The following is a 24,730-nucleotide window of genomic DNA, read 5'->3' on the forward strand; positions in this document are numbered from 1 at the left end:
CAAAAAGGGCGATCCAACTGGATCGCCCTTTTTGTCTGCCTGATCCGCGTTACCGCACAGCCAGAATCGGGCTACCCAACCGCTCCAGCAAAGTAGCCTGAGCGCTGCGTGGGTTCTGGTTGCCGGTCGGTGTGTTACGGATGTAACGCCCGTCCGACTGCAGGCTCCAGCTGTGGGTGTTATCGGTCAGATACAACTCCAGCTCTTTCTTGACCCGCATGATCAGCTTCTTGCCCTCCACCGGGAAGCAAGTCTCGACGCGCTTGTCGAGGTTGCGTTCCATCCAGTCGGCACTGGACAGGAACATCTGCTCGTCGCCGCCATTGAGGAAGTAGAAGACCCGGGTGTGTTCCAGGAAGCGGCCGATGATCGAGCGCACGTGGATGTTGTGGGACACCCCGGCGATGCCCGGTCGCAGGCAGCACATGCCACGCACCACCAGGTCGATGCGCACACCTGACTGGCTGGCCTTGTACAGCGCGCGGATGATCTTCGGATCGGTCAGCGAGTTGAACTTGGCGATGATGTGCGCCGGCTTGCCGTCGAGGGCGAACTGGGTTTCGCGGGCAATCATGTCGAGCATGCCCTTTTTCAGGGTGAACGGCGCGTGCAGCAACTTCTTCATGCGCAGCGTCTTGCCCATGCCGATCAACTGGCTGAACAGTTTGCCGACGTCTTCGCACAAGGCGTCGTCGGAAGTCAGCAGGCTGTAGTCGGTATACAGGCGGGCGTTACCGGCGTGGTAGTTACCGGTGCCGAGGTGCGCGTAACGGACGATTTCACCGGCCTCGCGACGCAGGATCAGCATCATCTTGGCGTGGGTCTTGAAGCCGACCACGCCATAGATCACCACCGCACCGGCCGCTTGCAGGCGGCTGGCCAATTGCAGGTTGGACTCCTCGTCGAACCGCGCACGCAGCTCAATCACCGCGGTAACTTCCTTACCGTTACGTGCCGCATCCACCAGCGCATCGACGATTTCCGAGTTGGCGCCGGAGCGATACAGGGTCTGGCGCACCGCCAACACATGCGGGTCCTTGGCGGCCTGGCGCAGCAGGTCGACCACCGGGGTGAACGATTCGAACGGGTGCAACAGCAGGATGTCCTGCTTGCTGATCACGCTGAAAATGTTCTCGCTGTTCTGCAGCAGTTTCGGGATCTGCGGGGTGAACGGCAGGTATTGCAGCTCGCGCTGGCTGTCCAGGCCGGTGATGCTGAACAGCCGCGTCAGGTTCACCGGACCGTTGACCTGATACAGCTCGCTCTCGCTCAGGTTGAACTGCTTGAGCAGGTAGTCGGACAGGTGTTTCGGGCAAGTGTCGGCCACTTCGAGGCGTACTGCGTCACCGTAGCGACGGGAGAACAGTTCACCGCGCAGGGCGCGGGCCAGGTCTTCGACGTCTTCAGAGTCCAGTGCCAGGTCGGCGTTTCGGGTCAGGCGGAACTGGTAGCAGCCCTTGACCTTCATGCCCTGGAACAGGTCATCGGCGTGAGCGTGGATCATCGACGACAGGAATACGTAGTTGTCGCCAGAGCCACCGACCTCTTCCGGAACCTTGATGATGCGCGGCAGCAAGCGCGGTGCCGGAATGATCGCCAGACCGGAGTCGCGGCCGAAGGCATCGATACCTTCGAGCTCGACGATGAAGTTCAGGCTCTTGTTCACCAGCAACGGGAACGGGTGAGTCGGGTCGAGGCCGATCGGGGTAATGATCGGTGCGATCTCGTCGCGGAAATAGCGACGGACCCAGGTTTTCAGCTTGGTCGTCCAATGGCGGCGACGGATGAAACGGACCTGATGTTTCTCCAGTTCCGGTAACAGAATGTCGTTGAGGATCGCGTACTGACGGTCGACGTGACCGTGCACCAGCTCGCTGATGCGCGCCAACGCCTGATGCGGTTGCAGACCATCGGCGCCCGCCTGTTCACGGGCGAAGGTGATCTGCTTCTTCAGGCCGGCGACGCGAATCTCGAAGAACTCGTCCAGGTTGCTGGAGAAGATCAGCAGAAACTTCAGCCGCTCCAGCAATGGATAGGACTCGTCCAGCGCCTGTTCCAGCACGCGGATGTTGAACTGCAGTTGCGACAGCTCGCGGTGGATGTACAGGCTGCTGTCATCCAGGCCTGGTATGGCAATCGCCGGTGCCGCCACAGCGGCTTCGGCTACCACCACTGGCGGAGCAGGCTCCAGCTCCGGCGGGGTCTCGGCGATTTGCTCCACCACGGGTTGAGCGTCTTGTACGGCAACTTCAGTGAGTCCTTCGGTATTCATCACATGTTCCTGGGAGGGCTATTTCTGCTCTCGTAACAATTGAGCGGCACGAACGGCAAAGTACGTCAGGATGCCATCAGCGCCTGCACGTTTAAAAGCGGTCAGGGATTCGAGGATAACCCCTTCACTCAACCAGCCATTCTGGATTGCCGCCATGTGCATGGCGTATTCGCCGCTGACTTGATAGACAAAGGTCGGCACTTTGAATTCTTCTTTTACCCGACACAGGATGTCCAGGTACGGCATGCCTGGCTTGACCATGACCATGTCTGCACCTTCTGACAAGTCCGCCGCCACTTCGTGCAGGGCTTCGTTGCTGTTGGCCGGGTCCATCTGATAGGAGGCCTTGTTGGCCTTGCCCAGGTTCAGCGCCGAACCGACCGCATCGCGGAACGGGCCGTAATAGGCACTGGCGTACTTGGCCGAGTAGGCCATGATTCGCACGTTGACGTGACCGGCCACTTCGAGGGCTTCGCGGATCGCCTGGATGCGACCGTCCATCATGTCCGATGGGGCCACGACCTGAGCGCCGGCTTCGGCATGGGACAGGGCTTGCCTGACCAGTGCGTCGACGGTGATGTCGTTCTGCACATAGCCTTCTTCATCAAGGATGCCGTCCTGACCGTGGGTGGTGAACGGGTCCAGGGCGACGTCGGTGATCACGCCCAGCTCAGGGAATCGCGCACGCAGCGCACGGGTCGCGCGTTGGGCAATGCCTTGCGGGTTCCACGCTTCGGCGGCGTCCAGGGACTTGAGTTCCGCGGGTGTCACCGGGAACAGCGCCAGCGCCGGTATCCCCAGTTCGACCCACTTGGCCGCTTCTTCCAGCAACAGGTCGATGGTCAGGCGTTCGACTCCTGGCATCGAAGCTACCGCTTCACGACGGTTTTCACCGTCCAGCACGAACACCGGCAGGATCAGGTCATCGACGGTCAGGACGTTTTCACGGACCAGGCGACGCGAGAAGTCGTCACGACGGTTGCGGCGCAGGCGGGTTGCGGGGAACAAACGGTTGGCGGGGGTAAAGCTCACGGCAGACTCCTGAGCCCGCGCTTACGGGCGAGCGTGACAGTTATAAGCGGCCATTATGACGAACGTATTACAGTTATGTGCACGCTGCGACAGGTAGCCGCATTCCATTGTCGTTGTAGGAAATGTTCACGTCGAGACACATTTGGACACTTTCCTGAATGTGCCCGAAGGGTTAGGCTGCGCGTTCATTTCGCCAGCACCCAGACAATGCTCCAACAATTTCTGCATGACTTCGGCTACTTTGCCCTTTTTCTAGGCACGTTCTTCGAAGGCGAAACCATCCTGGTACTCGCGGGTTTCCTCGCGTTCCGTGGATACATGGACATCAACCTGGTGGTGGTCGTGGCCTTCTTCGGCAGCTACGCCGGCGACCAACTGTGGTACTTCCTGGGGCGCAAGCACGGCCGCAAGCTGCTGGCGCGCAAGCCGCGCTGGCAAATGATGGGTGACCGGGCGCTGGAACACATTCGCAAGCATCCGGACATCTGGGTGCTGAGCTTCCGCTTCGTCTACGGTTTGCGCACGGTCATGCCGGTGGCTATCGGGCTGTCGGGCTATCCGCCGGGCCGTTACCTGCTGCTCAACGGGATTGGTGCGGCGATCTGGGCCGCCGCATTGGCGGCGGCCGCGTACCATTTCGGCGCAGTGCTCGAAGGCATGCTCGGCAGTGTGAAGAAGTACGAACTCTGGGTGCTCGGCGCCCTGCTGGTCCTGGGCCTGGTGCTGTGGCTGCGTCGACGTTTCAAGAACGCCCGCCTGGCCAAACAGATCTACGCCGACGAGCAAGCCATGAAGGCCGAACGAACCAAAATCGAAGGTCCTACGACGCCAACCGAGTGATGGGATTTCTACAACAGTAGAGACCGATGCCGCTCAACAGGCTGTACGTGAGCAGGCCGACCCAGCCCAGCGCGCTGGCCGGCCATAGCCCCACCAGCGGGGCCAGCCATACCAATGGCAGATTCAATGCCAGCCGCAGCAGCTCCAGCTTCAACGCCCACGGGCGATTTTCCAGGGCCACGCCCAGCACAAACAGACCGAACGCCACTGAGCCCCAGCCCAACACCAGGGCGGCGACTGGCAGCTTCGGCTCAAGATTCATCAAGTAACTGCCCAGTGCGATGTAGAAACAGAACTGCAACAGCACGTAGAGCTGCTGGCGTCCGTCCAGCGGCACCTCGAATTTGCGGAAAAGCCTCAGGTCCGGCTTGTTCATCGGGTATTTGGCGGCCACATCCGCTGGGCGCCAACCGGTGCGCATGAACCAGATCCGAAGTTTGTCCCAGGTGCTTTCGGCACGCCGTGCATCTGCCCACAATTGCGCATAGAACTGCACATTCGCCCACACAGGATTCCAGCTCGCCAACGGTGTGGTCACGCCGAAGATCACCGGCTCGTTGTCGTCTTCTTCCTGGAACGAGCCGAACAGACGGTCCCAAATAATGAACACACCGCCGTAGTTGCGATCCATGTAGAGAGCGTTCTGTGCATGGTGAGCCCGATGATTGGATGGCGTGACAAAGAACCATTCGAACCAGCCAAGCTTGGGAATGTGTCGGGTGTGCACCCAGAACTGATACAGCAGGTTCAACGCCGCGACACTGACGAACACCAGCAGCGGCACGCCAGACACAGCCATCGGCAGATAGAAGATCCAGCTCAGGAGGAATCCGGTACTGGTCTGGCGCAACGCCGTGGACAGGTTGTAGTCCTCGCTCTGGTGATGCACCGAATGCGCGGCCCAGAGGATGTTGCGCTCGTGGCCCATGCGATGCAGCCAGTAGTAGCAGAAATCGTAGAAGACGAAGGCAAACACCCAGGTCCAGACGCTGTCGGCCGACAACTCGAATAGCGCCAGATGCTTGAGGGCAAAGCCGTAGGTCAGCAGACCCACACCCTTGGTCAACAGGCCCGTGGTGGTCGACAGCACGCCGGTGCTGATGCTGTTGATCGCGTCCGCCACCCGGTAGTTGCTCACCCCGCGCCAACGGTCGGCCAACAACTCGATGGCGATCAGGACAAAGAAAAACGGCACCGCATACAGAATGAAGTCCATGACGCGCCCTGATCGGAATCTAGAGGACAGATGCTAGGTGTTGCCGTGAATTAACCCTATGGCAACGCGTGCCAAATTAGTGGACATTTAACGCCATGAATCTGGAGAAAAGCCCATGAGCAAAAAAGTTGCAGTGATCCTTTCCGGTTGTGGCGTGTACGACGGCGCCGAGCTCCACGAGAGCGTCATCACCCTGCTGCGCCTGGACCAGCGCGGAGCCCAGGTACAGTGTTTCGCACCGAACATCGCGCAGTTGCATGTGATCAATCACCTGACCGGCGAAGAAATGCCCGAATCGCGCAACGTGCTGGTGGAGTCGGCGCGGATTGCCCGGGGCAACATCAAGGATATCCGTGACGCAAACGTCGATGAGTTCGATGCGCTGATCGTGCCCGGCGGCTTCGGCTCGGCCAAGAACCTGTCCAACTTCGCCATCGAAGGCGCCGGCTGCACCGTTCAACCGGATGTCCTGGCACTGACCGAAGCCTTTGCCGAGGCCGGCAAACCGGTAGGGTTGATGTGCATTTCACCGGCTCTGGCGGCGAAGATCTATGGTCCCGGCGTCACCTGCACCATCGGCAATGACACTGACACCGCTGCCGCGATGAACAAGATGGGCGCGACCCATACCGATTGCGCGGTCAGTGACATCGTCGAAGACAAGGCGCGCAAACTGGTGAGCACCCCGGCTTACATGCTGGCTCAATCGATCAGTGAAGCGGCATCCGGGATCAACAAGCTGGTCGACCGGGTACTGGAGCTGACCCACGAAAACGATGCCTGACACGGTTCAAAAATGTGGGAGCGAGCTTACTCGCGATAGGGCCCGGACATTCAACATCAATGTTGATAGATCCACCGCCATCGCGAGCAAGCTCGCTCCCACAGGGTTCGTCACTGGTCTTAAGAATTGCGGGCCAGCCGTGTGAGTATCCGATCCAGCGCATTGGCAAACGCCTGCTTCTCACGGTCGCCAAACGGCGCTGGCCCTCCGCCCATTTGCCCCTGCTCGCGCAGATCGGTGAACAGGTTGCGCACCGCCAGCCGCTCCCCCATGTTCTGCGCATCAAACTCCTTGCCCCGCGGATCGAGCGCAGCCACACCCTTCTTCACCAGACGGTCGGCCAACGGCACATCGCTGCAGATCACCAGCTCACCGGGCACCGCGTGTTCCACCAGGTAATCATCGGCCGCATCCGGACCGCTCGGCACTACGATCAGCTTGACCAGCGCCAAACCTGGCTTGATCTGCGGCTGCCCGGCCACCAGCACCACTTCGAACTGGCGCTTGAGGGCGAACTTCACCACCAGTTCCTTGGCCGGCCGGGGGCAGGCATCGGCGTCGATCCACACACGCATGATTTTTCCTCAATTGAAAAGCATCGCGGGCAAGCCACGCTCCCACAGGATACACATCGTCCATGTGGGAGCGGGCTTGCCCGCGAATATGAGCGAAGCGAATGCTGTTTAAGAAACCTGCACCCGCCGACTCTCAGCCATCCGACTACGCCCATAAAGCACGACAATCGCAAGGATCGCCACAGCCTGGGCACCCAGCGAATACGCATCGGCGTGGATCCCCAGCCAGTCAAATTCAAAGAACGGCACAGGCCGCGTGCCGAAGATCCCGGCTTCCTGCAGCGCTTTCACTCCATGTCCGGCAAACACCACCGACAAGGCGCACAAAAGACCAGCGTTGATGCTGAAGAACAGCGCCAACGGCAGCTTTGCCGAACCACGCAAAATCACCCAGGCCAGGCCGATCAGCAGCACCACAGCGGTCGCACCACCGGCCAGCACCGCGTTATGCCCAGCGGGCCCCGCCTGCAGCCACAGGGTTTCGTAGAACAGAATCACTTCGAACAGTTCGCGATACACCGAGAAAAACGCCAGGGTCGCGAAGCCGAAACGCCCGCCGCCGCCCACCAGGCTGGCCTTGATGTAATCCTGCCAGGCCGCCGCGTGACGACGATCATGCATCCACACGCCCAGCCACAACACCATGACGCTGGCAAACAACGCTGTCGCGCCTTCCAGTAATTCTCGCTGCGAACCGCTGACATCGATCACATAGGCTGCCAGCGCCCAGGTACCCAGCCCCGCCAGAAATGCCAGGCCCCAACCGACATTGACGCTGCGCACCGCCGCCTGTTGACCCGTGTTACGCAGGAAAGCCAGGATCGCTGCCAGCACCAGAATCGCTTCCAGACCTTCGCGCAGCAGAATCAGCAAGCCGGAAATGTAACTCAGCGACCAGCTCAAACCGTCGTTGCCCAGCAGGTCGGCCGATGCCTTCAACTTGGCCTTGGCCGCGTCCAGACGCTGTTCGACGTCTGTCACCGACAGGCCATCCTGCAACGACTGACGGTAGGCCATCAGGGATTTTTCAGTATCTTTACGGACGTTGGCGTCAATGTTGTCCAGCGAGCTTTCGACCAGCTCGAAGCCTTCCAGATACGCCGCTACCGATAAGTCATAAGCCTGATCATGCTCGCCGGCACGATACGCCGCGACGCTCTTGTCCAGCGTGGCTGCGGTGTAGTCGAGCAATTGTGCCGGGCCACGCTTGGCCTGCGGTGGTTGCGCTCGCTGGGCACGAAACGTCGCGGCGGCTTGCGGACCTTCTACAGCCTGTACTTCGGCCGGGGTCTGACGGGCCAGGTCGGCAATGTTGTAGGTTTTCTCGGCACGGGCTGTCGCCGGGTCGACACTGAGGCTGGCGATGTAGGTGGCCAGGTCCCAACGCTGGCGATCATCCAGTTGGTCGGCAAAGGCCGGCATGTCAGTCCCTTCAATGCCCTGGCCCAAGGTGCTGTAGAGCGCGTAGAGGCTCAGTCGATCCAGCCGCGTGGTATCGCGCAGGTTGGACGGTGGTGGCGTCATGCCGACACCCGCCGGGCCGTCTCCGGCCCCCGTGTCGCCATGGCACACTGAGCAATGCTGAGCGTACAGCGGCGCCCCACGCGACGGGTCTGGGGTAATGACCGGGGCCTGGCTGACTTCATAGGCCACGGCCAGCTTCGCACCCAGTTGCCGGGCCTGGCGAGTGACGTCGGCACCGTCCTGACGGGCGCTGATTGAATTTTCCAGCGTGACCAGGCTTTGCTCCAGCGCCGCTTTTTCCGGCTTGGCCGGCAGGCCCGCCATCAAACTTCCCAGCGTCTTGACCGACTCTTGCTGCGCGCGAAATCCGGCCTGATCCATGATGCTGCCCGCCTGCACCGTGTCCGGGTAGTCCACGCCGATGTAATCGAGCAAGTGCAGCGCCTGCGGCGCACCTTCGACGGGTGCGGCCAGTGACTGAAAGCTGCACACCGCGAACAGCGGCAGCACCAGCCAGGCCAGAAAACGGGAGGGGGCAGTCATGAATGAATCTCAATTTGAAAAACGAAGTTACATATTGTTAACGCCCAACCGGTTTCGCTCAAGCTTTGTTGGGGCTTCCTGCGAAATTGCAGGCTTTCCAACGTACTGATACACCGACAAAAAAGGCGACCGCTTGGGTCGCCTTTTCGGATTTCTGCCGATTCAGACTGCGGCTCTGCGCAGCGTTGCCATAAACGCCGCCGCCCCAATGAACAGCCCGGCAAAGGTCCGGTTCATGCGTTTTTGCTGTTTCGGTGTGCGCAGCAGACGCAGCACTTTGGACGCCAGACCGGTGTAGCCGGCCATGACGATCAGGTCGACGCAAATCATGGTCACGCCGATCACCAGATACTGAATCAGCAGCGGTGCATGGGGATCGATGAACTGCGGCAACACCGCCAGCATGAACACCAGCGCCTTGGGGTTGCTGATGTTCACCAGGAAACCACGGAATACCAGGGCCATCGGCTTGCCGATCTGGCGCACCGCCGCGTCATCGCTCATATCGCTGGGCAACGCACGCCATTGCTTGATCGCGAGGTAAACCAGATACGCCACGCCAAACCATTTGATTGCGTAAAAGGCCGTGGCCGAAGCCGTGAGAATGGCGCCAACACCGGCACCGACAATGGCGATCTGCACAGCCAGGCCCAGTTGCAGGCCAAGGGCGTTCCAGTAGCCGCGCCAGAAGCCGTATTGCAGGCCGCTGGACATAGACGCAATGGCGCCGGCACCGGGGGACAGACTGATCACCCAGCAGGCGGCAAAAAACGCCAGCCATGTTTGAAGCTCCATTACACACCTCGACTCAGACTCGTGACAGACGTCTAAGCTAATGCGGCTTTGGATGGATGACTACCGATTTTTTGCAGGATGTGTCGACAGCCGACCAGCGTTTGCGGCTTGAGGGCCTCTTCGCGAGAAAGCGGTGTATCAGGCAACAGCAGGCTTACTTTTCAAACCCGCTGGAAGGAAACACTTCCGTCCCGCGCCAGCGCCGCACCGAACGCTGGAAGAACAGACTGTTGGGCACTTGCACCATGGCGCTGCCGGTGCCGAGTTCTTCAGCCTCGATCAGCGTGGTGTAAAGAAGATTGATCGCCACCACCCGGCCTTTGACGCCGGGCTTGTCGGTGGTATCCACCAGTTCGACCACGTCACCAAGGCGGAACGGGCCGACGGTAAAGATCAGGATCGCGCACAGCAGGTTCGACAGCACGCTCCACATGGCGAAAAACGCCACCGCCGCAACCGCGACGAAACCGGACAATGCGGTCCAGAGCACTGTGGCCGATACACCGAGTCGTTCCAGGACGAAAATCAGCGCGCTGCCCATGATCAGCCAGCGCAATCCACCGCGCAGCGGCAACATCAACTGCGGCGGGAACGGGTAACGCTCACCGAGGCGGGTCAGGCCTTTGGCGACGAAGCGCTGGGTGAAATAGCCGGCGAGCAGGATCAGCAGGATTTGCACGCCAAGCCAGATCGGCTCCGCCCACTCCACCGGCAGCGGCAGCTTGAAGGCATCCATCAGGACAGCGCCTCCAGCTCCGCCTGCATGCTCTCCAGCAACTCCAGGGCTTCCATCCACGCTTCTTCCAGCTCCGCCTCACGCACCTTCAGCTTGGCCTGTTCAGCCAGCAGATCACGCAATTCGTTCTTGCGGGCCGGCTCGTAGATATCGCTGTCGCCGAGGCTGGCATCGATCTTCGCCAGTTTTTCGTGGAGCTTGCCCAACTCGTTTTCAAGCTTGTCAGCTTCGCGCTTGTGCGGTGCCAGTTGCTGACGCAACGCAGCAGCGGCCTGACGCTGGGCTTTCTTGTCGGTCTTGTCCGGATTGACGGGCGTGTTGCTGACCGGCGCATTGCGCTGACGATAATCCACCAGCCACCGGGTGTAGTCTTCCAGGTCGCCATCGAACTCTTCGACTTTGCCATCGGCGACCAGGTAGAAATTGTCGGTGGTGCTTTTAAGCAGATGACGGTCGTGAGAGACCACCAGTACCGCACCACTGAACTCCTGCAGAGCCATGGTCAGCGCCAGGCGCATTTCCAGATCCAGGTGGTTGGTCGGTTCGTCGAGCAGCAACAGGTTCGGTCGGTCCCAGGCGATCAAGGCCAACGCCAGGCGCGCCTTTTCACCACCGGAGAAATTCAGCACCGGCTCGTCGATCCGCGCACCACGGAAGTCGAAACCGCCGAGGAAGTCGCGCAGGGTCTGTTCGCGCTCGGTCGGCGCCAGGCGCTGCAAGTGCAACAACGGGCTGGCCTTGGAATCCAGAGAGTCGAGTTGGTGTTGGGCGAAGTAACCGACCACGGTGTTCTCGCCACGGGTCAAGCGACCGGCCAATGGCGAGAGCTCACCGGCAAGGTTCTTGATCAGGGTCGATTTACCCGCGCCGTTAGGTCCAAGCAGACCGATTCGCGCGCCTGGGGTCAGTTGCAGCTTGACCTTCTCCAGCACGGTTTTGTCGCCGTAGCCCAATCGGGCATCGGACAGGTCGATCAGCGGGCTGGAAATTTTCTGCGATTCACGGAAGACAAAATCGAACGGCGAATCGACATGGGCCGCGGTCAGCTCTTCCATCCGCTCCAGGGCCTTGATCCGGCTCTGGGCCTGGCGGGCCTTGGTGGCCTGGGCCTTGAAGCGGGCGATGTAGCTTTCCATGTGCGCACGTTGCGCCTGCTGCTTCTCGTAGGCCTGCTGTTGCTGGGCCAGGCGTTCGGCACGGGCGCGCTCGAAGGCGCTGTAGCCACCGCGGTACAGGGTGATCTTGCGCTGGTCGACGTGAGCCACGTGATCGACCACGGCATCGAGGAAGTCGCGGTCGTGGGAAATCAGCATCAAGGTGCCGGGATAGCTCTTGAGCCATTCCTCAAGCCAGATGATGGCGTCGAGATCCAGGTGGTTGGTCGGTTCGTCGAGCAGCAACAGGTCCGATGGGCACATCAAGGCCTGAGCCAGGTTCAGACGCATCCGCCAGCCACCGGAGAAATCCCCGACCTGACGATCCATCTGTTCGTTGGTGAACCCAAGGCCAGCCAGCAACTTGCGGGCCCGGGCGTCGGCGGTGTACCCGTCGGCGCTGTCGAGTTCCGAGTGCAGGCGGGCCTGTGCGGCACCGTCATGGGCCGCTTCGGCTGCCGCCAGGTCGCGTTGCACCTGGCGCAGGCGCAGGTCGCCATCGAGCACGTAGTCGACCGCCAGGCGTTCGAGGGTATCGACCTCCTGGCGCATGTGGGCGATACGCCAGTCGGCCGGCAGGAAGCAATCACCCGAGTCCGGGTGCAACTCACCCCGAAGCAAGGCGAACAGGCTCGATTTGCCGGCGCCGTTGGCACCGATGAGGCCGGCTTTGTGGCCGGCGTGCAGGGTCAGCTCGGCGTCTTCTAGCAGACGTTGCGGGCCACGCTGTAAAGTCAGGTTCTGAAGTCGAATCATAATGGCGGCGGAGTCTACCAGCTTCGCTCGCAACTGGCGCGAGTAGCACTATGTCCTCTGACCTGTGGAGCTTTTCCCTGAGCACTTATGCCCGACCGGGCGTTGAGCAGGCATGCCTGCAATTGCAGTCAGCGGGTGTCAACGTGTGTCTGCTGCTGTGTGCTACCTGGTTGGGACAACGAGGCGTGGCCTGCGATGAGCAGCGCTTGCAGCAACTGCGCAGTGTGGCCGTCTCTTGGGACACCGATGTCGTGTGGCCGTTACGCGCCTTGCGCACACACTGGAAGGCCGCTGCCACGGCAGACGCAGATTTGCACAACCTGCGTGAACAAGTGAAGGCACTGGAGCTGGAAGCCGAGCGGCATCTGTTGTTGCGGCTCGAGAGAGCGGCGCAGAGTTGGCCGCAAGATGCGGAGACCGATCTATCGGCCTGGCTGGAAGGTGCGGCGGCGGGTGCCGCCCACCTGCACCGCGACGCGCTGCATCAGCTGCGCGTCGCGGTAACCGGCACTTAGGAAGCGCTGGTTGGGGTGGTTGCTGCGATCGATGCGGCGGCCGGCGTTGGCGCTGGCGTGGCTGTCGAGGTGGCTGCTGCCAAAGCAGACGTTGCTACCGGAGCCGGGTTGGCTGGCTTGGCAATCGGTGCGGCGGCTGGCTTGGCGGCAACCGGCTTTTTCACTGCCGGTTTGGCCGCTGGTTTTGCAGCGGGTTTTGCAGCAGCAGGTTTGGCGGCAACTGGCTTGGCAGCGGCCGGCTTGGCGGCGACTGCTGGTTTTGCTGCAACTGGTTTGGCGGCTGGTTTAGCAGCCGCTTTTACTGCAGGTTTGGCAGCTGGTTTTGCAGCGGCGGGCTTGGCAGCCGACTTGGCTGCTGGTTTTGCAGCGACGGGTTTGGCAGCCGGCTTGGTGGCAGGTTTCGCCGCAGCAGTCCGGGCAGCGGGTTTAGCGGCCGGTTTTGCAGCTGGTTTGGCTGCTGGTTTTGCAGCCGGTTTAGCGGCGGCGGTTTTAGCCACTGCTGGTTTGGCAGCAGCCGGTTTTGCAGCAGCAGATCGTGCAGCGGCGGGTTTGGCAGCCGTGGTTTTAGCGGCGGGTTTTGCGGCGCTGGCAGCAGCCGGTTTTGCAGCAGGTTTGGCTGCGGCAGTTTTCGCCACTGGTTTGGCAGCGGCTGGAGCTTTTGCAGCAGCCGGTTTAGCAGCGGCTTTCTTCGCAGGTGCCGCAGCTGGCTTGGCCGCACGCAGGGACAACGCCTTGCCGACAGCCTCTTGTACACGACCGACACCCTGGGCCAGTTTCAGGCTTTCCTGGGCATCGCGCTTGAGTTGCAGAATGTAGCCACGGGTTTCCGACTGACGATCCTTGAGGGCGTCGAGCAGCTCCTCAAGATCGGCCACTGCGTCCTTGGCCTTGGCTTGTGCCTTGGCTTTTCCGGCCGCCGCAGCGTCCTGCAATTTGGTGCGGGACTTGTGCAGTTTTTCTTGCGCTTTTCCGCGCTGCTTTTCCAGTTTGGCGAGCAGTTTTTCAGCATCAGCCAAGGCTTCGGAACAAGCGGTTTCCAGATGCTCGAGCAGGCTGCCCGAGAGTTGTTGGAGCAGGTGCAACGGAGTGCTTACTGGCTTCTTGGTGGCCGACATGGTTTACCTCCTGGCTGAAGTGAGTGCGGCTCATACTAGACCTCTGCTGCAACCGCCGCTAGGGCATGTTGACACTATCGAAAGCGTTGCGTTGCAAAGGACTGAAAAACTTCTACGTCGGCGCAAAAGCAGTTCACCGTTGCGCGCTTTCTCACTGGCATAATCGCCCGCAATTCAGGTCGGAGAGTGCCCATGTCGCGCTACCTTTTTTTATCGCTGAGCGTGTTTTTTTCGGCGGCTCAAGCCGCCGGAGCAACACCGGAAAATGAAGCCCACGATCTCGCTTACAGCCTGGGTGCAAGCCTTGGCGAACGCTTGCGCCAGGAGGCTCCCGACCTGCAACTCCAGGCACTGATCGAAGGATTGCAGCAGGCCTATCAGGGCAAACCGCTGGCGCTGAAGGACGAGCAGATCGAGCAGATCTTGACCGAGCATGAAGCGCGGATCGCCATGCAGTCAGCCGAGCCGCAAAGCGAAGTGGCACTGGAAAAAGAACAGCGTTTTCTCGCCGCAGAGAAAGCCAGACCCGGCGTACGCGAATTGGCTGATGGCGTGCTGCTGACCGAGTTGACACCAGGCGCTGGCGCCAAGGCCGGACCGAACGGCAAGGTGCAGGTGCTGTACATCGGTCGCTTGCCCGACGGCACGGTGTTCGATCAGAACAGTCAGCCACAATGGTTCAGCCTGGACAGCGTGATCGCCGGATGGCGCAGCGCATTGCAAAACATGCCGGTCGGGGCGAAATGGCGACTGGTGATTCCATCGGCCCAGGCCTATGGCGCCGACGGTGCCGGTGACGTGATCGCACCGTTCACTCCACTGGTGTTCGACGTTGAATTGCGTGGTGCAACCAGCTGACAGCGGAAATGAAAAACGGCGTGCCGTGGCACGCCGTTTGAGGTCTTGCGGGAAGCGACTCATGCCTGAACAGGATCGGCTTCCTTGTGAGCGGTGTGCAGCACCTCGATCAGACAATCTTCCAGTTCGAAGCGTTCGTGCAACAGGCCACCCAGCTCCTTGAACTTCTCCGCAACGCATTTGCCTTCGTCGCAAAGGTCATTGAACGCAAGCAACTTTTCAGTGATGACATCGATGCGCGGATAGATGGTCTCGGCGAGCTCCAGCCCACGCTTGTCGTTGAAGGCCTTGGCCTCCCCCGTCAGTTGCTCGTAGATCTCGAAATGCCCGGCCGATACATAATCGACCAGCACGCCGCAGAACTCCTGCAAAGGCTTACGGTTCTCACCCAACGCCTCAGGCTTTGCGCCAAGAGCGTCATAGGCCCCGATCAGTTCGTGTCGTTCCTGCAACCAGCGATCAATCAGCAGGTGCACTCCACCCCAGCGTTCCTGAGCATTCTGACAACTTTCGAGCATGGTGATCTCTCTTCCCTTGTGGGTCAGCTGCTCTATGCCCGCTCGCCTCTTGTAACATCGGTGGGCGGTCAGGCAGAGCGTCATCGAGCAACATAATTCCAATGACACGTGCGGGCCAGATTATGCCCGCGCGACACTGGCTTCAAGGTACGCACGCGATAAAGTTCATACAAGTGTTTAATCGCCCGCAAAGGCCCGGTGCGACGACTCGCCGCTGAGTGGTCGCTGATAGCTGATCCAGACCAGTCGCAACGATTGGTAAACGGCCAGAACCATCATCGCGACGAAGAACAGCAGACTCCACTCCGTGAGACTCAGATCGAACAGCGTCCAGGAAATTTCCACACAATCGGCAGCGCCCTTGAACACTTGCTGCAGGACGGATAGCCACGGAGAACTGGCGAACAGATCCGCCAGATGGGTCGAGCATGCCGCTGCGTGCTCCATCGGAAGATTTTGCAGCAGAACCTGCCACCACGCCGTGACAGTGCCGGCCAGGCTGCAACCAAGACTGAGCAGCCAATACAGAACGTTTCCGACGCGACCGGGGCCATGGACCGAAGCCATCAGGCAGACAGCGGTCAGGAGCGCCAGGCAAAACCGTTGCGCAAGACACAAGCCGCAAGGCCGCAGGCCGACCGCATATTCAAGGTAGAAGGAAACGCCCATCGCCAGGGCACCCGCAATGAAAGCCATGAAAAACAAGGAGCGTGAGCAGGCCAATGACATGGCTTTTCCGTAAAAGTAGTGACAGACCGTTACGGTAGAGGAAAGCGCGACGGCCTTTCAAGGCAAGTGCCCACAGAGACTTCAGCGCAGGTATAGGGAAATCCCGACGCAAGCGGGAGGATAAAATGCAGTCCTTTGTAGGACTTTGCCTGCGACACGTTTTGGCGACTGCACTTCAACCCATTATCGTACTGCGGCGAGGGCGATTGCTCCCTCGCCGCACTTCGTCGATCAGACGCCCGAGCCTGGCGCCAGTGAACGGGTCAAGCGCGGACAGGTACAGGCAGAGGGGCCGCGAGCAAGCGCTCATCCAGCAACCCCAGGCCTTCCTGAAACAGCTGGTTGCTGCGCTCGGTATCGCCCATTTGCGCCAGCAAGCGTGCCAGCTCCGCACAGGCTTCCGGATTGCGTTGTACACGCAGGCTACTTTCCAGGTAGTCCCGCGCCTTGCCCCACAAGCTGTTTTGCAGGCACAGACGACCCAGTGTCAGCAACAGGCCCGGATCGGCCGGATGGTCCTTGAGCCAGCCTTCAGCGGTCTGCAACTGGCGGATCGGATCATTGCCGCGAACCAGTCCGTAGAGACGTGCCAGATGGCTGTCGTAACCGCGCTTTAGAGCGGTGCGCAGCACTTCTTCGGCCTCGACATGAGCACCCAACTGCCGCAGTTGTTCGGCATACGCGAGCACCAGTTGCGGCTCATGGCGTTGTGCCGAAGTCAGTTGCTGCCAGGCTCGTTCGAGCGATTGCTGCCCCACCGCACCGTCGTCTTCCCGTTGCGCCGCCAGAGACAGGTTCGCCCCCCAGGCCCGACGCTCAAGCTCGGCGAGTTCGGCTGCTGGCAGGATTTTGTCCTTGCGCAGCTCCGGCAACAGGCGAATCAGTGCCGACCAGTCACCACGCTGCTGAAGCAGGCGCTGCAACTGACGCAGGGTCTGTGCGTTATGAGGGTGGCGCTCACGCATGGCTTGCAGGGTAGCAAGGGCACCTTCGGTATCACCGCGGTCAGTCTGCAACTGGGCGTGGTTCAGGGCGATCGCCAACTCGGCCTGAGGCTGACGCTCCAGGGCGCGCTCTAGAAGGTTGTCGCTTTCTTCGTAATTGCCTAGTTCGTTCGCGGCACGGGCCGCGCCGAGGTAATAAAGCAGCGGCTGGCGTTCGGCTTCGGCAGCCCGATGCAAATGACGTTGCGCGCTGGCCCAGCGACCCTCGGCCAGGTCCAGCTGACCGTGTTCGATCGCCACCTGCACCCGACGACTGCGGTTACGCCGTGACCACGGGTTGACCACGCCACTGGAAGCCATCACCAGCTCGACCAGCGACTTGATGCCCCAGATCACCAGCCATAGCACAGCCCCCAGCGCCAAAGTAGCCCATAGGCTCGACTCATAGCGGAAGGTCTTGTAGGCAACAAGCACGTAACCGGAATGCTCGGCAATCGCCAGCCCCAGCGCAGCGGCAGCGGCGACAACGAGGAACACGATCACATAGAGGCGTCTCATGGCATGGCCTCCGGCGCGGTGTTCGCGGCAGGCTTGGCCAGTGGCTTGACCGAGTCCTCGGCGTTGACGTTGCGCCGTTCCAGATACCCCTGCACCGCGCTCAGTGTTCCAGTCATATCCGGAGTGACGACGGTGACGGGTTGCTTGCTCAGCTCGGCCACCTGCTCAAGCATGACTTTGCTTTGCGCGTTATCCGAGTTGAAGTTGCCCTTGAGGATGTCCTGAGCTTCGTCCAGCACCTGGGAGTAAACCGCAGCCTGGCCGTTGAGTGCGGCCCATTGTGCCTGCTCCAGTGCCAGGCTCAGGGCCAGGCGGACCTGACTCAGGCTCTGGCCGGCCAGCAATGGGCGAACGTTTTTGTCGGCATTGAAATCGATACGGATGTAGCGCGAAATCTGATCCCACCATTGCGCCCAGCGACTGGCACCGTCGCCATCGGCGGTCAGGCCCAGCAACGAATCGCCACGGTCCTTGTACTCCGGTGCCAGCTCGGTGAGGCTGGTCACCTGATCGCGCAGCGCGCCCAGACGCAGAAACAGCCCGGTGCGATCCGGTTGTTCGGTACTGCGTAAGGCGATCAGGGTCTTGGCCACTTGTTCGCGAGCGGCAAAGGAGCCCGGATCGTTCTGCTCACGCAGAATTTCGTCGGCACCCTGGACCAATGCCTGAGCGCTGCTGATGTCCTGCAAGGCAGACAGTCGCAGGCTGGCCAGACGCAGCAGGTGCTCGGCCTCGGCCAGACGCCAGTCCTTGCGGCTGGCGCCGAGGACGGTTTCCAGACGCTGGTTCAATCGCTGCTGATCTCCTTGGAGCTGGATCACCAGACGACTGCGAGCTTCCAGTTCATCGGCAGCAGGCAATTGCGCCAGGCGTGCGCTCAGGCGTTCCTCATTGAGCTTGAGGCTCTGCGCCTGGTCGTTCAACGCCTGAACCTGACTCAGTTGCTGCTGATTGTTGGCCTGCAGGTGACGCACCTGCCAGACACCCCAACCGCCCACCGCGACACCGGCCGCACCCAGCAGCAGCGCGAGGATTGCCAGACCATTGCCTCGACGCTGCTCGGCAGCTGGTGGCGGCGGCATTTGATCAACAGGTGCATCAACAGGTGCATCAAGCACCGGTCGCGAGTCATCTTTAGGCAAGGCTGTTTCGCTCACGTATCCATCCTTTGCATTAGAAATCGGGTACGGGATGCTCCCGTAACGCCGTCAGCAAGGCCGCGGCACTCGCGCCGCGACAATCCACAACTGTTTCGGCCCCGGCGGCACGCGCCAGCTCGGCAACCCTGGGGCTCGGTACAAACAACGGCAACCGCGCCAACTGCGGCCAGGCATCGCCAGCCAATTGATACAGGTGCTCGAAACCTTGTCCACTGCTGACCACCAGCCCGTTCAGGCGTTCCGCCTGGATCCGCTGCTGCAGCGCTGCTGGTGGGTAAATCGGCAATGCCCGGCGGTACAACTCCAGATATTCGACACTAGCACCAAGCTCACGCAAACGCTCAGCCAGCAACTCACGTCCGCCCTCCCCACGCAAGATCAACACTCGCGCATCGGGGCGTGCGATGGCCTCGCGCAATCGGGAAAGTTCGAGCAAGGCTTCACTGTCATCGCCTTCTGCCGGGAAGCTCACATCCAACCCGTGATCCTTGAGGATCTGCGCAGTCGCCGCGCCGACGCTGAACCACTTCACACCGGGTGGTGTTGGCCAATACCGTTCGAGCAGTTCGACGCCGACCCGGGCTGCTGGCTTGCTGACCACGATAACGGCGCAGAACTGATTCAGCTCCAGAATCATCTGGCGCATTGTGTCAGTGGCCGCAATGGGCATGATGTCCAAAAGCGGCAGACTGTTACTGAATATCCCCTGCTCGGCCAAAAGACTGCTTAGCGCCGCCGCTTCTTCGGCGGGACGCGTCAGCAGCAAGCGCCAACCGGTCACTCGTGGCCAGCCTCGCCATACACCGCTTTGAGAATGGCGTCGGCACCCTGGCTGAGAAGGTCTTCGGCCACTCGTACGCCCAGCGCCTCGGCATCGCCGCGAGAGGCCCGGGCCTGTGCGCTAAGCAGCAGGCCACCCGCTGGATCGCCCACCAGCCCGCGCAACCAGACCTGTTCGCCCTCCAGTACCGCGTAGCAGGCAATCGGCACCTGGCAACCACCATTGAGGTGTTTGTTGAGGGCACGCTCGGCAGTCACGCGGGTGGCGGTGTCCTGGTGATGCAGGGGCGCCAGCAGCGCATGGATTTCACTGTCGGCGCTGCGGCATTCGATACCCACCGCGCCCTGACCACCGGCCGGAAGGCTGTCATCGACACTGATGGCCGAAGTGATGCGATCCTCAAAGCCCAGACGGATCAGGCCGGCAGCGGCGAGGATGATCGCGTCGTACTCACCAGCATCGAGCTTGGCCAAGCGGGTATTGACGTTGCCGCGTAGGAAGCGGATTTCCAGGTCCGGGCGACGGGTCAGCAATTGAGCCTGGCGGCGCAGACTGGAGGTGCCGACGATGCTGCCCTGGGGCAACTCATCCAGGCTGGCGTAGGTGTTGGAAACGAAGGCATCGCGCGGGTCTTCGCGCTCGCAAATACAGAACAGGCCGAGGCCTTCGGGGAAGTCCATCGGCACGTCCTTCATGGAGTGCACGGCGATGTCGGCTTCATTTTCCAACAGCGCGGTTTCGAGCTCCTTGACGAACAGGCCCTTGCCGCCGATTTTCGACAGCGGTGAGTCAAGCAGCTTGTCACCACGGCTGACCATGGGGACGAGCGTCACCAGCAGGCCCGGATGAGCGGCTTCAAGACGGGCTTTGACGTATTCGGCCTGCCACAGGGCGAGTGCACTTTTGCGGGTGGCGATGCGGATTTCGCGAGAGGACATGGATCAATCCGTACTGAATAGATACGGCGGATAATAACAGCTCAGCCAAATCCACTTTGACTTGTATCAGATACTAGTCGGCCTCCCTGGCCCCGGATGTCCGGCAATCGGGTGTGAAATTCGCCTGCGGACAGCTGTTTAAAGCTGTTGCATCATCTTGCGCACGCCAGCCACATGACGCCGACTGACGATCAGCGCATCACCGTTGAGCCCCTTGAGGAACAACTGAAAATGCCCCAGGGGTGTGCGCTGCAGTCGCTCGATACGCTCGCGGGCGACCAGTGCATTGCGATGGATCCGCACGAAACGGTCACCGAATTCGTCTTCGAGGGCCTTTAGCGGCTCATCGAGCAGCACTTCACCGGCTTCGTGGCGCAAGGTCACGTATTTGTGGTCGGCTATGAAATAAACCACCTGATCCAGCGGAATCAGCTCGATCCCTTTACGGGTCCGGGCGCTGATATGGCTGCGCGGGCCGCTGCCGCTGTCGGCAGCAGGACGGGTCAGGGCCGCGAGCTGGGCACGATTGGGGCGCTCAGCTCTCTTTAATGCGTCATGTAATTGTTCAGTTCTCACAGGTTTCACCAGATAGCCTACGGCGCTGGCCTGTAAGGCTTCCACGGCAAATTCATCGGGCCCGGCGCAGAACACCACGGCGGGCGGAGTTTCGCGTTCACATAACCGCGCAGCCACTTGCAGGCCATCGAGGCCGGGCATGCGGATATCAAGCAGCACGATATCCGGCTTGTGGCTGTCGATCAGTGCTAACGCCTCTTCGCCATTCGTGGCACTAGGCTCCAGGACACTGTACCCCTCGAGTTCGCCAACCATTCGGCTCAGGCGCTCGCGGGCCAAGGGTTCGTCATCAACGATCAGGACATTCATATTGCGCTGGATTCCTGCGTGAGTCTCGCACAAGGATAGCGTAGACAGGTGAAGTGACGTCCGTCACCGCGATCCACGCTAAGACTAGCGCGAGCGTCAAAAAGTGCCGCTGGTCCGGCGGCTAAATTTTCATCTGCCGGGCGATTGGCGGCCCAGGCCCGCATTGGCGACACATCGCCACAGGGTTTGCTGATACGCAATATGAACACCCCACTCTTCTTATAGTCAGCGGCTGCACCGAGAAGTGCGCTGATCCTACTGTCCAACTGTAGACGGTTGCCGGGACGATATAGCTCAATTGGAAAATATCGTTCGGCAAAAATGCACGGGCCTTACCCGGGCCAAGGCTCATCCCTCGGAAAAAAACGTGTCGACCAGTGTCAGCGACAGGATTGGCAACCCTGTTATTATCCGTGCCAGCGTTCCACGCCTTCTTTCTTCAAGCCGATACGAGCGAATTCATGAGCACTGACAAGACCAATCAGTCCTGGGGCGGCCGCTTCAGTGAACCCGTCGACGCCTTCGTCGCCCGCTTCACCGCCTCCGTCACCTTCGACCAGCGCCTGTATCGCCACGACATCATGGGCTCGATCGCCCACGCAACCATGCTGGCCAAGGTCGGCGTGCTGACCGATGCCGAGCGCGACAGCATCATTGATGGCCTGAAGACCATCCAGAGTGAAATCGAGGCCGGCCAGTTCGACTGGCGCATTGACCTCGAAGACGTTCACATGAACATCGAGGCGCGCCTGACCGACCGCATCGGCGTGACCGGTAAAAAACTGCACACTGGCCGCAGCCGTAACGATCAGGTCGCCACCGACATCCGTCTGTGGCTGCGTGACGAAATCGACCTGATCCTGGCCGAAATCACTCGCTTGCAAAGAGGCCTGCTGGAGCAAGCCGAGCGTGAAGCCGCCAGCATCATGCCGGGATTCACCCACTTGCAGACTGCACAGCCGGTGACGTTCGGGCATCACATGCTGGCCTGGTTCGAAATGCTCAGCCGCGACTACGAACGCCTGGTCGACTGCCGCAAGCGCACTAACCGCATGCCGCTGGGCAGCGCCGCACTGGCCGGCACCACCTACCCGATCGATCGCGAATACACCGCCCAATTGCTGGGTTTTGACGCCGTTGGCGGCAATTCGCTGGATAACGTCTCCGATCGTGATTTCGCCATCGAATTCTGCTCGGCCGCCAGCATCGCGATGATGCACCTGTCGCGCTTCTCCGAAGAGCTGGTGCTGTGGACCAGCGCGCAGTTCCAGTTCATCGATCTGCCGGACCGTTTCTGCACCGGCAGCTCGATCATGCCGCAAAAGAAAAACCCGGATGTACCGGAGCTCGTGCGCGGCAAGACCGGCCGTGTATTCGGCGCGCTGATGGGCCTGCTGACCCTGATGAAAGGCCAGCCTCTGGCCTACAACAAGGACAACCAGGAAGACAAGGAACCACTGTTCGACGCCGCCGACACCCTGCGCGACTCGCTGCGGGCCTTCGCCGACATGGTTCCGGCAATCAAGCCCAAGCACGCGATGATGCGCGAAGCGGCCCTGCGCGGCTTCTCCACCGCCACCGACCTGGCCGACTACCTGGTGCGTCGCGGCCTTCCATTCCGTGATTGCCACGAAATCGTTGGCCATGCCGTGAAATATGGCGTGGACAGCGGCAAGGACCTGGCGGAAATGAGCCTGGAAGAACTGCGCAAGTTCAGCGACCAGATCGACCAGGACGTGTTTGCCGTGCTGACCCTCGAAGGCTCGGTCAATGCCCGCAACCACATCGGCGGCACCGCGCCGGTGCAGGTGAAGGCTGCCGTGGCTCGCGGCCAGGCGTTGCTCGCCAGCCGCTAAAAGCTAAAAGCCTCGCTAGCAAGCTCGCTCCCACAGGCATCTCTATCTGCCCTGGACTTGTGATCCATTGCAGAACCCTGTGGGAGCGGGCTTGCCCGCGATGACTGACTTCAGAGCACTACAAAACTTATTTCTTGCCCGCCACCATTGCCATAAACGCCGGCATCGCCGCTTCCTTGTCCGCCGCAATTCGCTGAACGTTCGGATTCTGCTCCAGCCGCTGCAACAGCGCCTTGGCCGCCGGAAACTCAGCCAACAAATCGATGCCAAACAACTTCTTGGCGACCCCACAAGCCAATGGCACGCTGTACAGGAAGTAAAGATCCGCCACGCTCAAGCTGTCACCAGCCACGTAAGGGCTGAATTTTCCGTGCCGGCCCAGCGCTTTCATCCCCAGCAACAGTTCGGCTTTGGTTTTTTCCTTGATCGCTTCCGACACAGTCATGCCGAAAAACGCTTCGGCGTAGCAGGCTCGTCCCGGTAATTCGATATACAGCTCGATTTCCCTGGCCAACGCCAGCACCTGCGCACGCTCGAACGGATCGCTCGGCAGCAGCGGCGTGCCTGCCTGACTTTGCTCGATGTATTCGAGGATCACACTGGTCTCGTTGATGAAGCCCTGTTCTACCTGCAGGACGGGGACCTTTCCACGCGGACTGATGGCCAGCGCCTCGGGGCTGGTGCCGGCGTAAAACGGTACTTCTTCGAAGGGCAGTCCTTTTTCCAGCAGCGCCAGTTTGACCATGTTGTAGTAGTTACTGACGGAGAATCCATAAAGCTTGATCATCACAAAGCCTCCAGGCCGTGCGGGGTGGGCAGTGCGTGTTTATAGAATATCGCCGGGATTCCTGCCAGCAGCATCACGCCGCTGAATGCGGTTAAACTGGCCACCTTTCCCTGAGGAGCCAGCCATGAGCGAGCCGAGCGATATCGACAACGACGAAGAAGAATTCGCCGAAAGCACCCTGATCCAAGCCATCGAAAACCAGATCGAAAGCGACAACCCGCCAGCAGCCAAGGCGACGTTCAACAAGCTGACGCTGGTGGGTTATGAGCGGGAAGAGATCCTCAACCTGATGGCTCACGTTTTAGCGGTAGAAATCGACGCGATTCTCGAAGAAGACCGCGCGTTCAACACCGAATGGTACGAAGCCGCGCTGCGCGCATTGCCTGAGCTGCCGCCGGAAAAGCAGTAAGCCCTACCCGCTCCCTGTAGGAGCGAGCTCGCTCGCGAAAAACCCGAGAGCGCCGCGGGGCGTCAGGTTTCCAGTGTCATCATTGAAGACCTTCGCGAGCAAGCTCGCTCCTACAGAGGAAAAAACCCTCTCGCGAGCACTGGACATGCCGGACAAGCGGGTTCACCTTAGGGGCGCTGTCGTCCAATTCCTAGAAAGTCCGGAGTCCTTATGTCGCTTACCCCTGAGTTGGTTGCAGAACTGGAAATCCTCGCACTCTTCAACCTGGACAGTTCCCAGGAAGGTTTGAAAATTCATCAGACCGCTGCCCCGAAAGCCATTGCCGCTGCCAAACGCCTATTTGAAAAGGAACTGATCGACCAGCCTGATGGCGGCTACCTGACCAGTCTCGGTCGTGACGCCGCGCAAAATGTGCAAACCGTGCTCACCATTCTGAGAGCCGAAGAAACAGCCTGAATTCCCCCCGTATTGCCCACGGAAACCCCTGTTGAAGGATTTCCGCGGGCGCAC

24 protein-coding genes and 1 pseudogene are annotated in these 24,730 nt (G+C 60.6%); 7 read left to right on the forward strand and 18 right to left on the reverse strand.

Annotated features, from left to right (window positions below):
- Nucleotides 1-49: 49 nt before the first annotated feature.
- Nucleotides 50-2,272, reverse strand: coding sequence for a polyphosphate kinase 1 (gene ppk1 / locus B0D71_RS17455; protein WP_103395886.1), 2,223 nt, complete (start codon nt 2,270-2,272; stop codon nt 50-52).
- Between the two features lie 18 nt (nt 2,273-2,290).
- On the reverse strand, nt 2,291-3,304 hold the full coding sequence (hemB, locus tag B0D71_RS17460) for a porphobilinogen synthase (protein ID WP_085723753.1): 1,014 nt from the start codon (nt 3,302-3,304) through the stop codon (nt 2,291-2,293).
- Between the two features lie 207 nt (nt 3,305-3,511).
- On the opposite strand from hemB, the gene B0D71_RS17465 reads away from it, so the two are divergent.
- A complete protein-coding gene (locus tag B0D71_RS17465; protein WP_103395887.1) occupies nt 3,512-4,144 on the forward strand; it encodes a DedA family protein in 633 nt (210 codons plus the stop codon).
- Here the strand turns inward: B0D71_RS17465 and B0D71_RS17470 are convergent.
- Entirely contained in the window at nt 4,125-5,360 is a 1,236-nt protein-coding gene (locus B0D71_RS17470; RefSeq protein ID WP_103395888.1) for a sterol desaturase family protein, read from the reverse strand. The two genes, B0D71_RS17465 and B0D71_RS17470, sit on opposite strands and share 20 nt — an antisense overlap.
- A gap of 115 nt (nt 5,361-5,475) precedes the next feature.
- Here B0D71_RS17470 and elbB point away from each other — a divergent pair, with 115 nt between their 5' ends.
- Nucleotides 5,476-6,144, forward strand: coding sequence for an isoprenoid biosynthesis glyoxalase ElbB (gene elbB / locus B0D71_RS17475; protein ID WP_103395889.1), 669 nt, complete (start codon nt 5,476-5,478; stop codon nt 6,142-6,144).
- Nucleotides 6,145-6,263: 119 nt separating this feature from the next.
- Here elbB and B0D71_RS17485 read toward each other — a convergent pair whose 3' ends face one another.
- The 5 genes from B0D71_RS17485 to B0D71_RS17505 form a co-directional block, all read right to left on the reverse strand.
- A complete protein-coding gene (locus tag B0D71_RS17485) occupies nt 6,264-6,719 on the reverse strand; it encodes a YaiI/YqxD family protein (protein WP_103395890.1) in 456 nt (151 codons plus the stop codon).
- 108 nt (nt 6,720-6,827) lie between these two features.
- On the reverse strand, nt 6,828-8,726 hold the full coding sequence (locus tag B0D71_RS17490) for a cytochrome c/FTR1 family iron permease (protein WP_103395891.1): 1,899 nt from the start codon (nt 8,724-8,726) through the stop codon (nt 6,828-6,830).
- A 162-nt stretch (nt 8,727-8,888) separates the two neighbouring features.
- Nucleotides 8,889-9,521: a homoserine/homoserine lactone efflux protein gene (gene rhtB, locus B0D71_RS17495; RefSeq protein ID WP_103395892.1), complete on the reverse strand. Its 633-nt coding sequence runs from the start codon at nt 9,519-9,521 to the stop codon at nt 8,889-8,891.
- Nucleotides 9,522-9,675: 154 nt separating this feature from the next.
- Entirely contained in the window at nt 9,676-10,257 is a 582-nt protein-coding gene (locus B0D71_RS17500) for a mechanosensitive ion channel family protein (RefSeq protein ID WP_103395893.1), read from the reverse strand.
- Entirely contained in the window at nt 10,257-12,167 is a 1,911-nt protein-coding gene (locus B0D71_RS17505; protein WP_103395894.1) for an ATP-binding cassette domain-containing protein, read from the reverse strand. The genes B0D71_RS17500 and B0D71_RS17505 overlap by 1 nt, the downstream gene beginning before the upstream one ends.
- A gap of 50 nt (nt 12,168-12,217) precedes the next feature.
- Here B0D71_RS17505 and B0D71_RS17510 point away from each other — a divergent pair, with 50 nt between their 5' ends.
- Nucleotides 12,218-12,682 (forward strand): TIGR02444 family protein, encoded by a 465-nt coding sequence (locus B0D71_RS17510; RefSeq protein WP_103395895.1) that lies wholly within the window; start codon nt 12,218-12,220, stop codon nt 12,680-12,682.
- Here B0D71_RS17510 and B0D71_RS17515 read toward each other — a convergent pair.
- Complete coding sequence (locus B0D71_RS17515; RefSeq protein WP_103395896.1) at nt 12,679-13,797, reverse strand: AlgP family protein; 1,119 nt, start codon at nt 13,795-13,797, stop codon at nt 12,679-12,681. The two genes, B0D71_RS17510 and B0D71_RS17515, sit on opposite strands and share 4 nt — an antisense overlap.
- Before the next feature lie 192 nt (nt 13,798-13,989).
- Between B0D71_RS17515 and B0D71_RS17520 the strand changes: the two genes are divergently transcribed.
- Nucleotides 13,990-14,655 (forward strand): FKBP-type peptidyl-prolyl cis-trans isomerase, encoded by a 666-nt coding sequence (locus B0D71_RS17520; RefSeq protein ID WP_103395897.1) that lies wholly within the window; start codon nt 13,990-13,992, stop codon nt 14,653-14,655.
- A gap of 59 nt (nt 14,656-14,714) precedes the next feature.
- Here B0D71_RS17520 and rsd read toward each other — a convergent pair whose 3' ends face one another.
- The 8 genes and pseudogenes from rsd to B0D71_RS32400 form a co-directional block, all read right to left on the reverse strand.
- Nucleotides 14,715-15,173: a sigma D regulator gene (rsd, locus tag B0D71_RS17525; RefSeq protein ID WP_103395898.1), complete on the reverse strand. Its 459-nt coding sequence runs from the start codon at nt 15,171-15,173 to the stop codon at nt 14,715-14,717.
- Between the two features lie 177 nt (nt 15,174-15,350).
- A complete protein-coding gene (locus tag B0D71_RS17530) occupies nt 15,351-15,902 on the reverse strand; it encodes a disulfide bond formation protein B (RefSeq protein WP_103395899.1) in 552 nt (183 codons plus the stop codon).
- Between the two features lie 263 nt (nt 15,903-16,165).
- A complete protein-coding gene (locus tag B0D71_RS17535; protein WP_103395900.1) occupies nt 16,166-17,404 on the reverse strand; it encodes a heme biosynthesis protein HemY in 1,239 nt (412 codons plus the stop codon).
- Nucleotides 17,401-18,561 (reverse strand): uroporphyrinogen-III C-methyltransferase, encoded by a 1,161-nt coding sequence (locus B0D71_RS17540; protein WP_103395901.1) that lies wholly within the window; start codon nt 18,559-18,561, stop codon nt 17,401-17,403. The genes B0D71_RS17535 and B0D71_RS17540 overlap by 4 nt, the downstream gene beginning before the upstream one ends.
- Before the next feature lie 16 nt (nt 18,562-18,577).
- Entirely contained in the window at nt 18,578-19,345 is a 768-nt protein-coding gene (locus B0D71_RS17545; protein ID WP_103395902.1) for a uroporphyrinogen-III synthase, read from the reverse strand.
- Complete coding sequence (hemC, locus tag B0D71_RS17550; RefSeq protein ID WP_103395903.1) at nt 19,342-20,283, reverse strand: hydroxymethylbilane synthase; 942 nt, start codon at nt 20,281-20,283, stop codon at nt 19,342-19,344. Before hemC ends, B0D71_RS17545 begins: the two co-directional genes overlap by 4 nt.
- Before the next feature lie 138 nt (nt 20,284-20,421).
- Complete coding sequence (locus B0D71_RS17555; protein WP_103395904.1) at nt 20,422-21,168, reverse strand: LytR/AlgR family response regulator transcription factor; 747 nt, start codon at nt 21,166-21,168, stop codon at nt 20,422-20,424.
- Nucleotides 21,165-21,287 (reverse strand): annotated as a pseudogene (locus B0D71_RS32400) (sensor histidine kinase); the annotation flags it as partial. The pseudogene B0D71_RS32400 and the gene B0D71_RS17555, both read right to left, overlap by 4 nt.
- A gap of 342 nt (nt 21,288-21,629) precedes the next feature.
- Here B0D71_RS32400 and argH point away from each other — a divergent pair.
- Nucleotides 21,630-23,024, forward strand: a complete 1,395-nt coding sequence (argH, locus tag B0D71_RS17560) for an argininosuccinate lyase (protein WP_103395905.1) — start codon at nt 21,630-21,632, stop codon at nt 23,022-23,024.
- 127 nt (nt 23,025-23,151) lie between these two features.
- On the opposite strand, the gene B0D71_RS17565 is transcribed toward argH, so the two are convergent.
- On the reverse strand, nt 23,152-23,811 hold the full coding sequence (locus B0D71_RS17565; RefSeq protein ID WP_103395906.1) for a glutathione S-transferase family protein: 660 nt from the start codon (nt 23,809-23,811) through the stop codon (nt 23,152-23,154).
- Nucleotides 23,812-23,935: 124 nt separating this feature from the next.
- Here B0D71_RS17565 and B0D71_RS17570 point away from each other — a divergent pair, with 124 nt between their 5' ends.
- Entirely contained in the window at nt 23,936-24,220 is a 285-nt protein-coding gene (locus B0D71_RS17570) for a hypothetical protein (RefSeq protein WP_103395907.1), read from the forward strand.
- A gap of 210 nt (nt 24,221-24,430) precedes the next feature.
- Nucleotides 24,431-24,676: a TIGR02647 family protein gene (locus tag B0D71_RS17575; RefSeq protein WP_103395908.1), complete on the forward strand. Its 246-nt coding sequence runs from the start codon at nt 24,431-24,433 to the stop codon at nt 24,674-24,676.
- Nucleotides 24,677-24,730 lie beyond the last annotated feature (54 nt).

Source organism: Pseudomonas laurylsulfativorans, assembly GCF_002906155.1.
GTDB lineage: Bacteria > Pseudomonadota > Gammaproteobacteria > Pseudomonadales > Pseudomonadaceae > Aquipseudomonas > Aquipseudomonas laurylsulfativorans.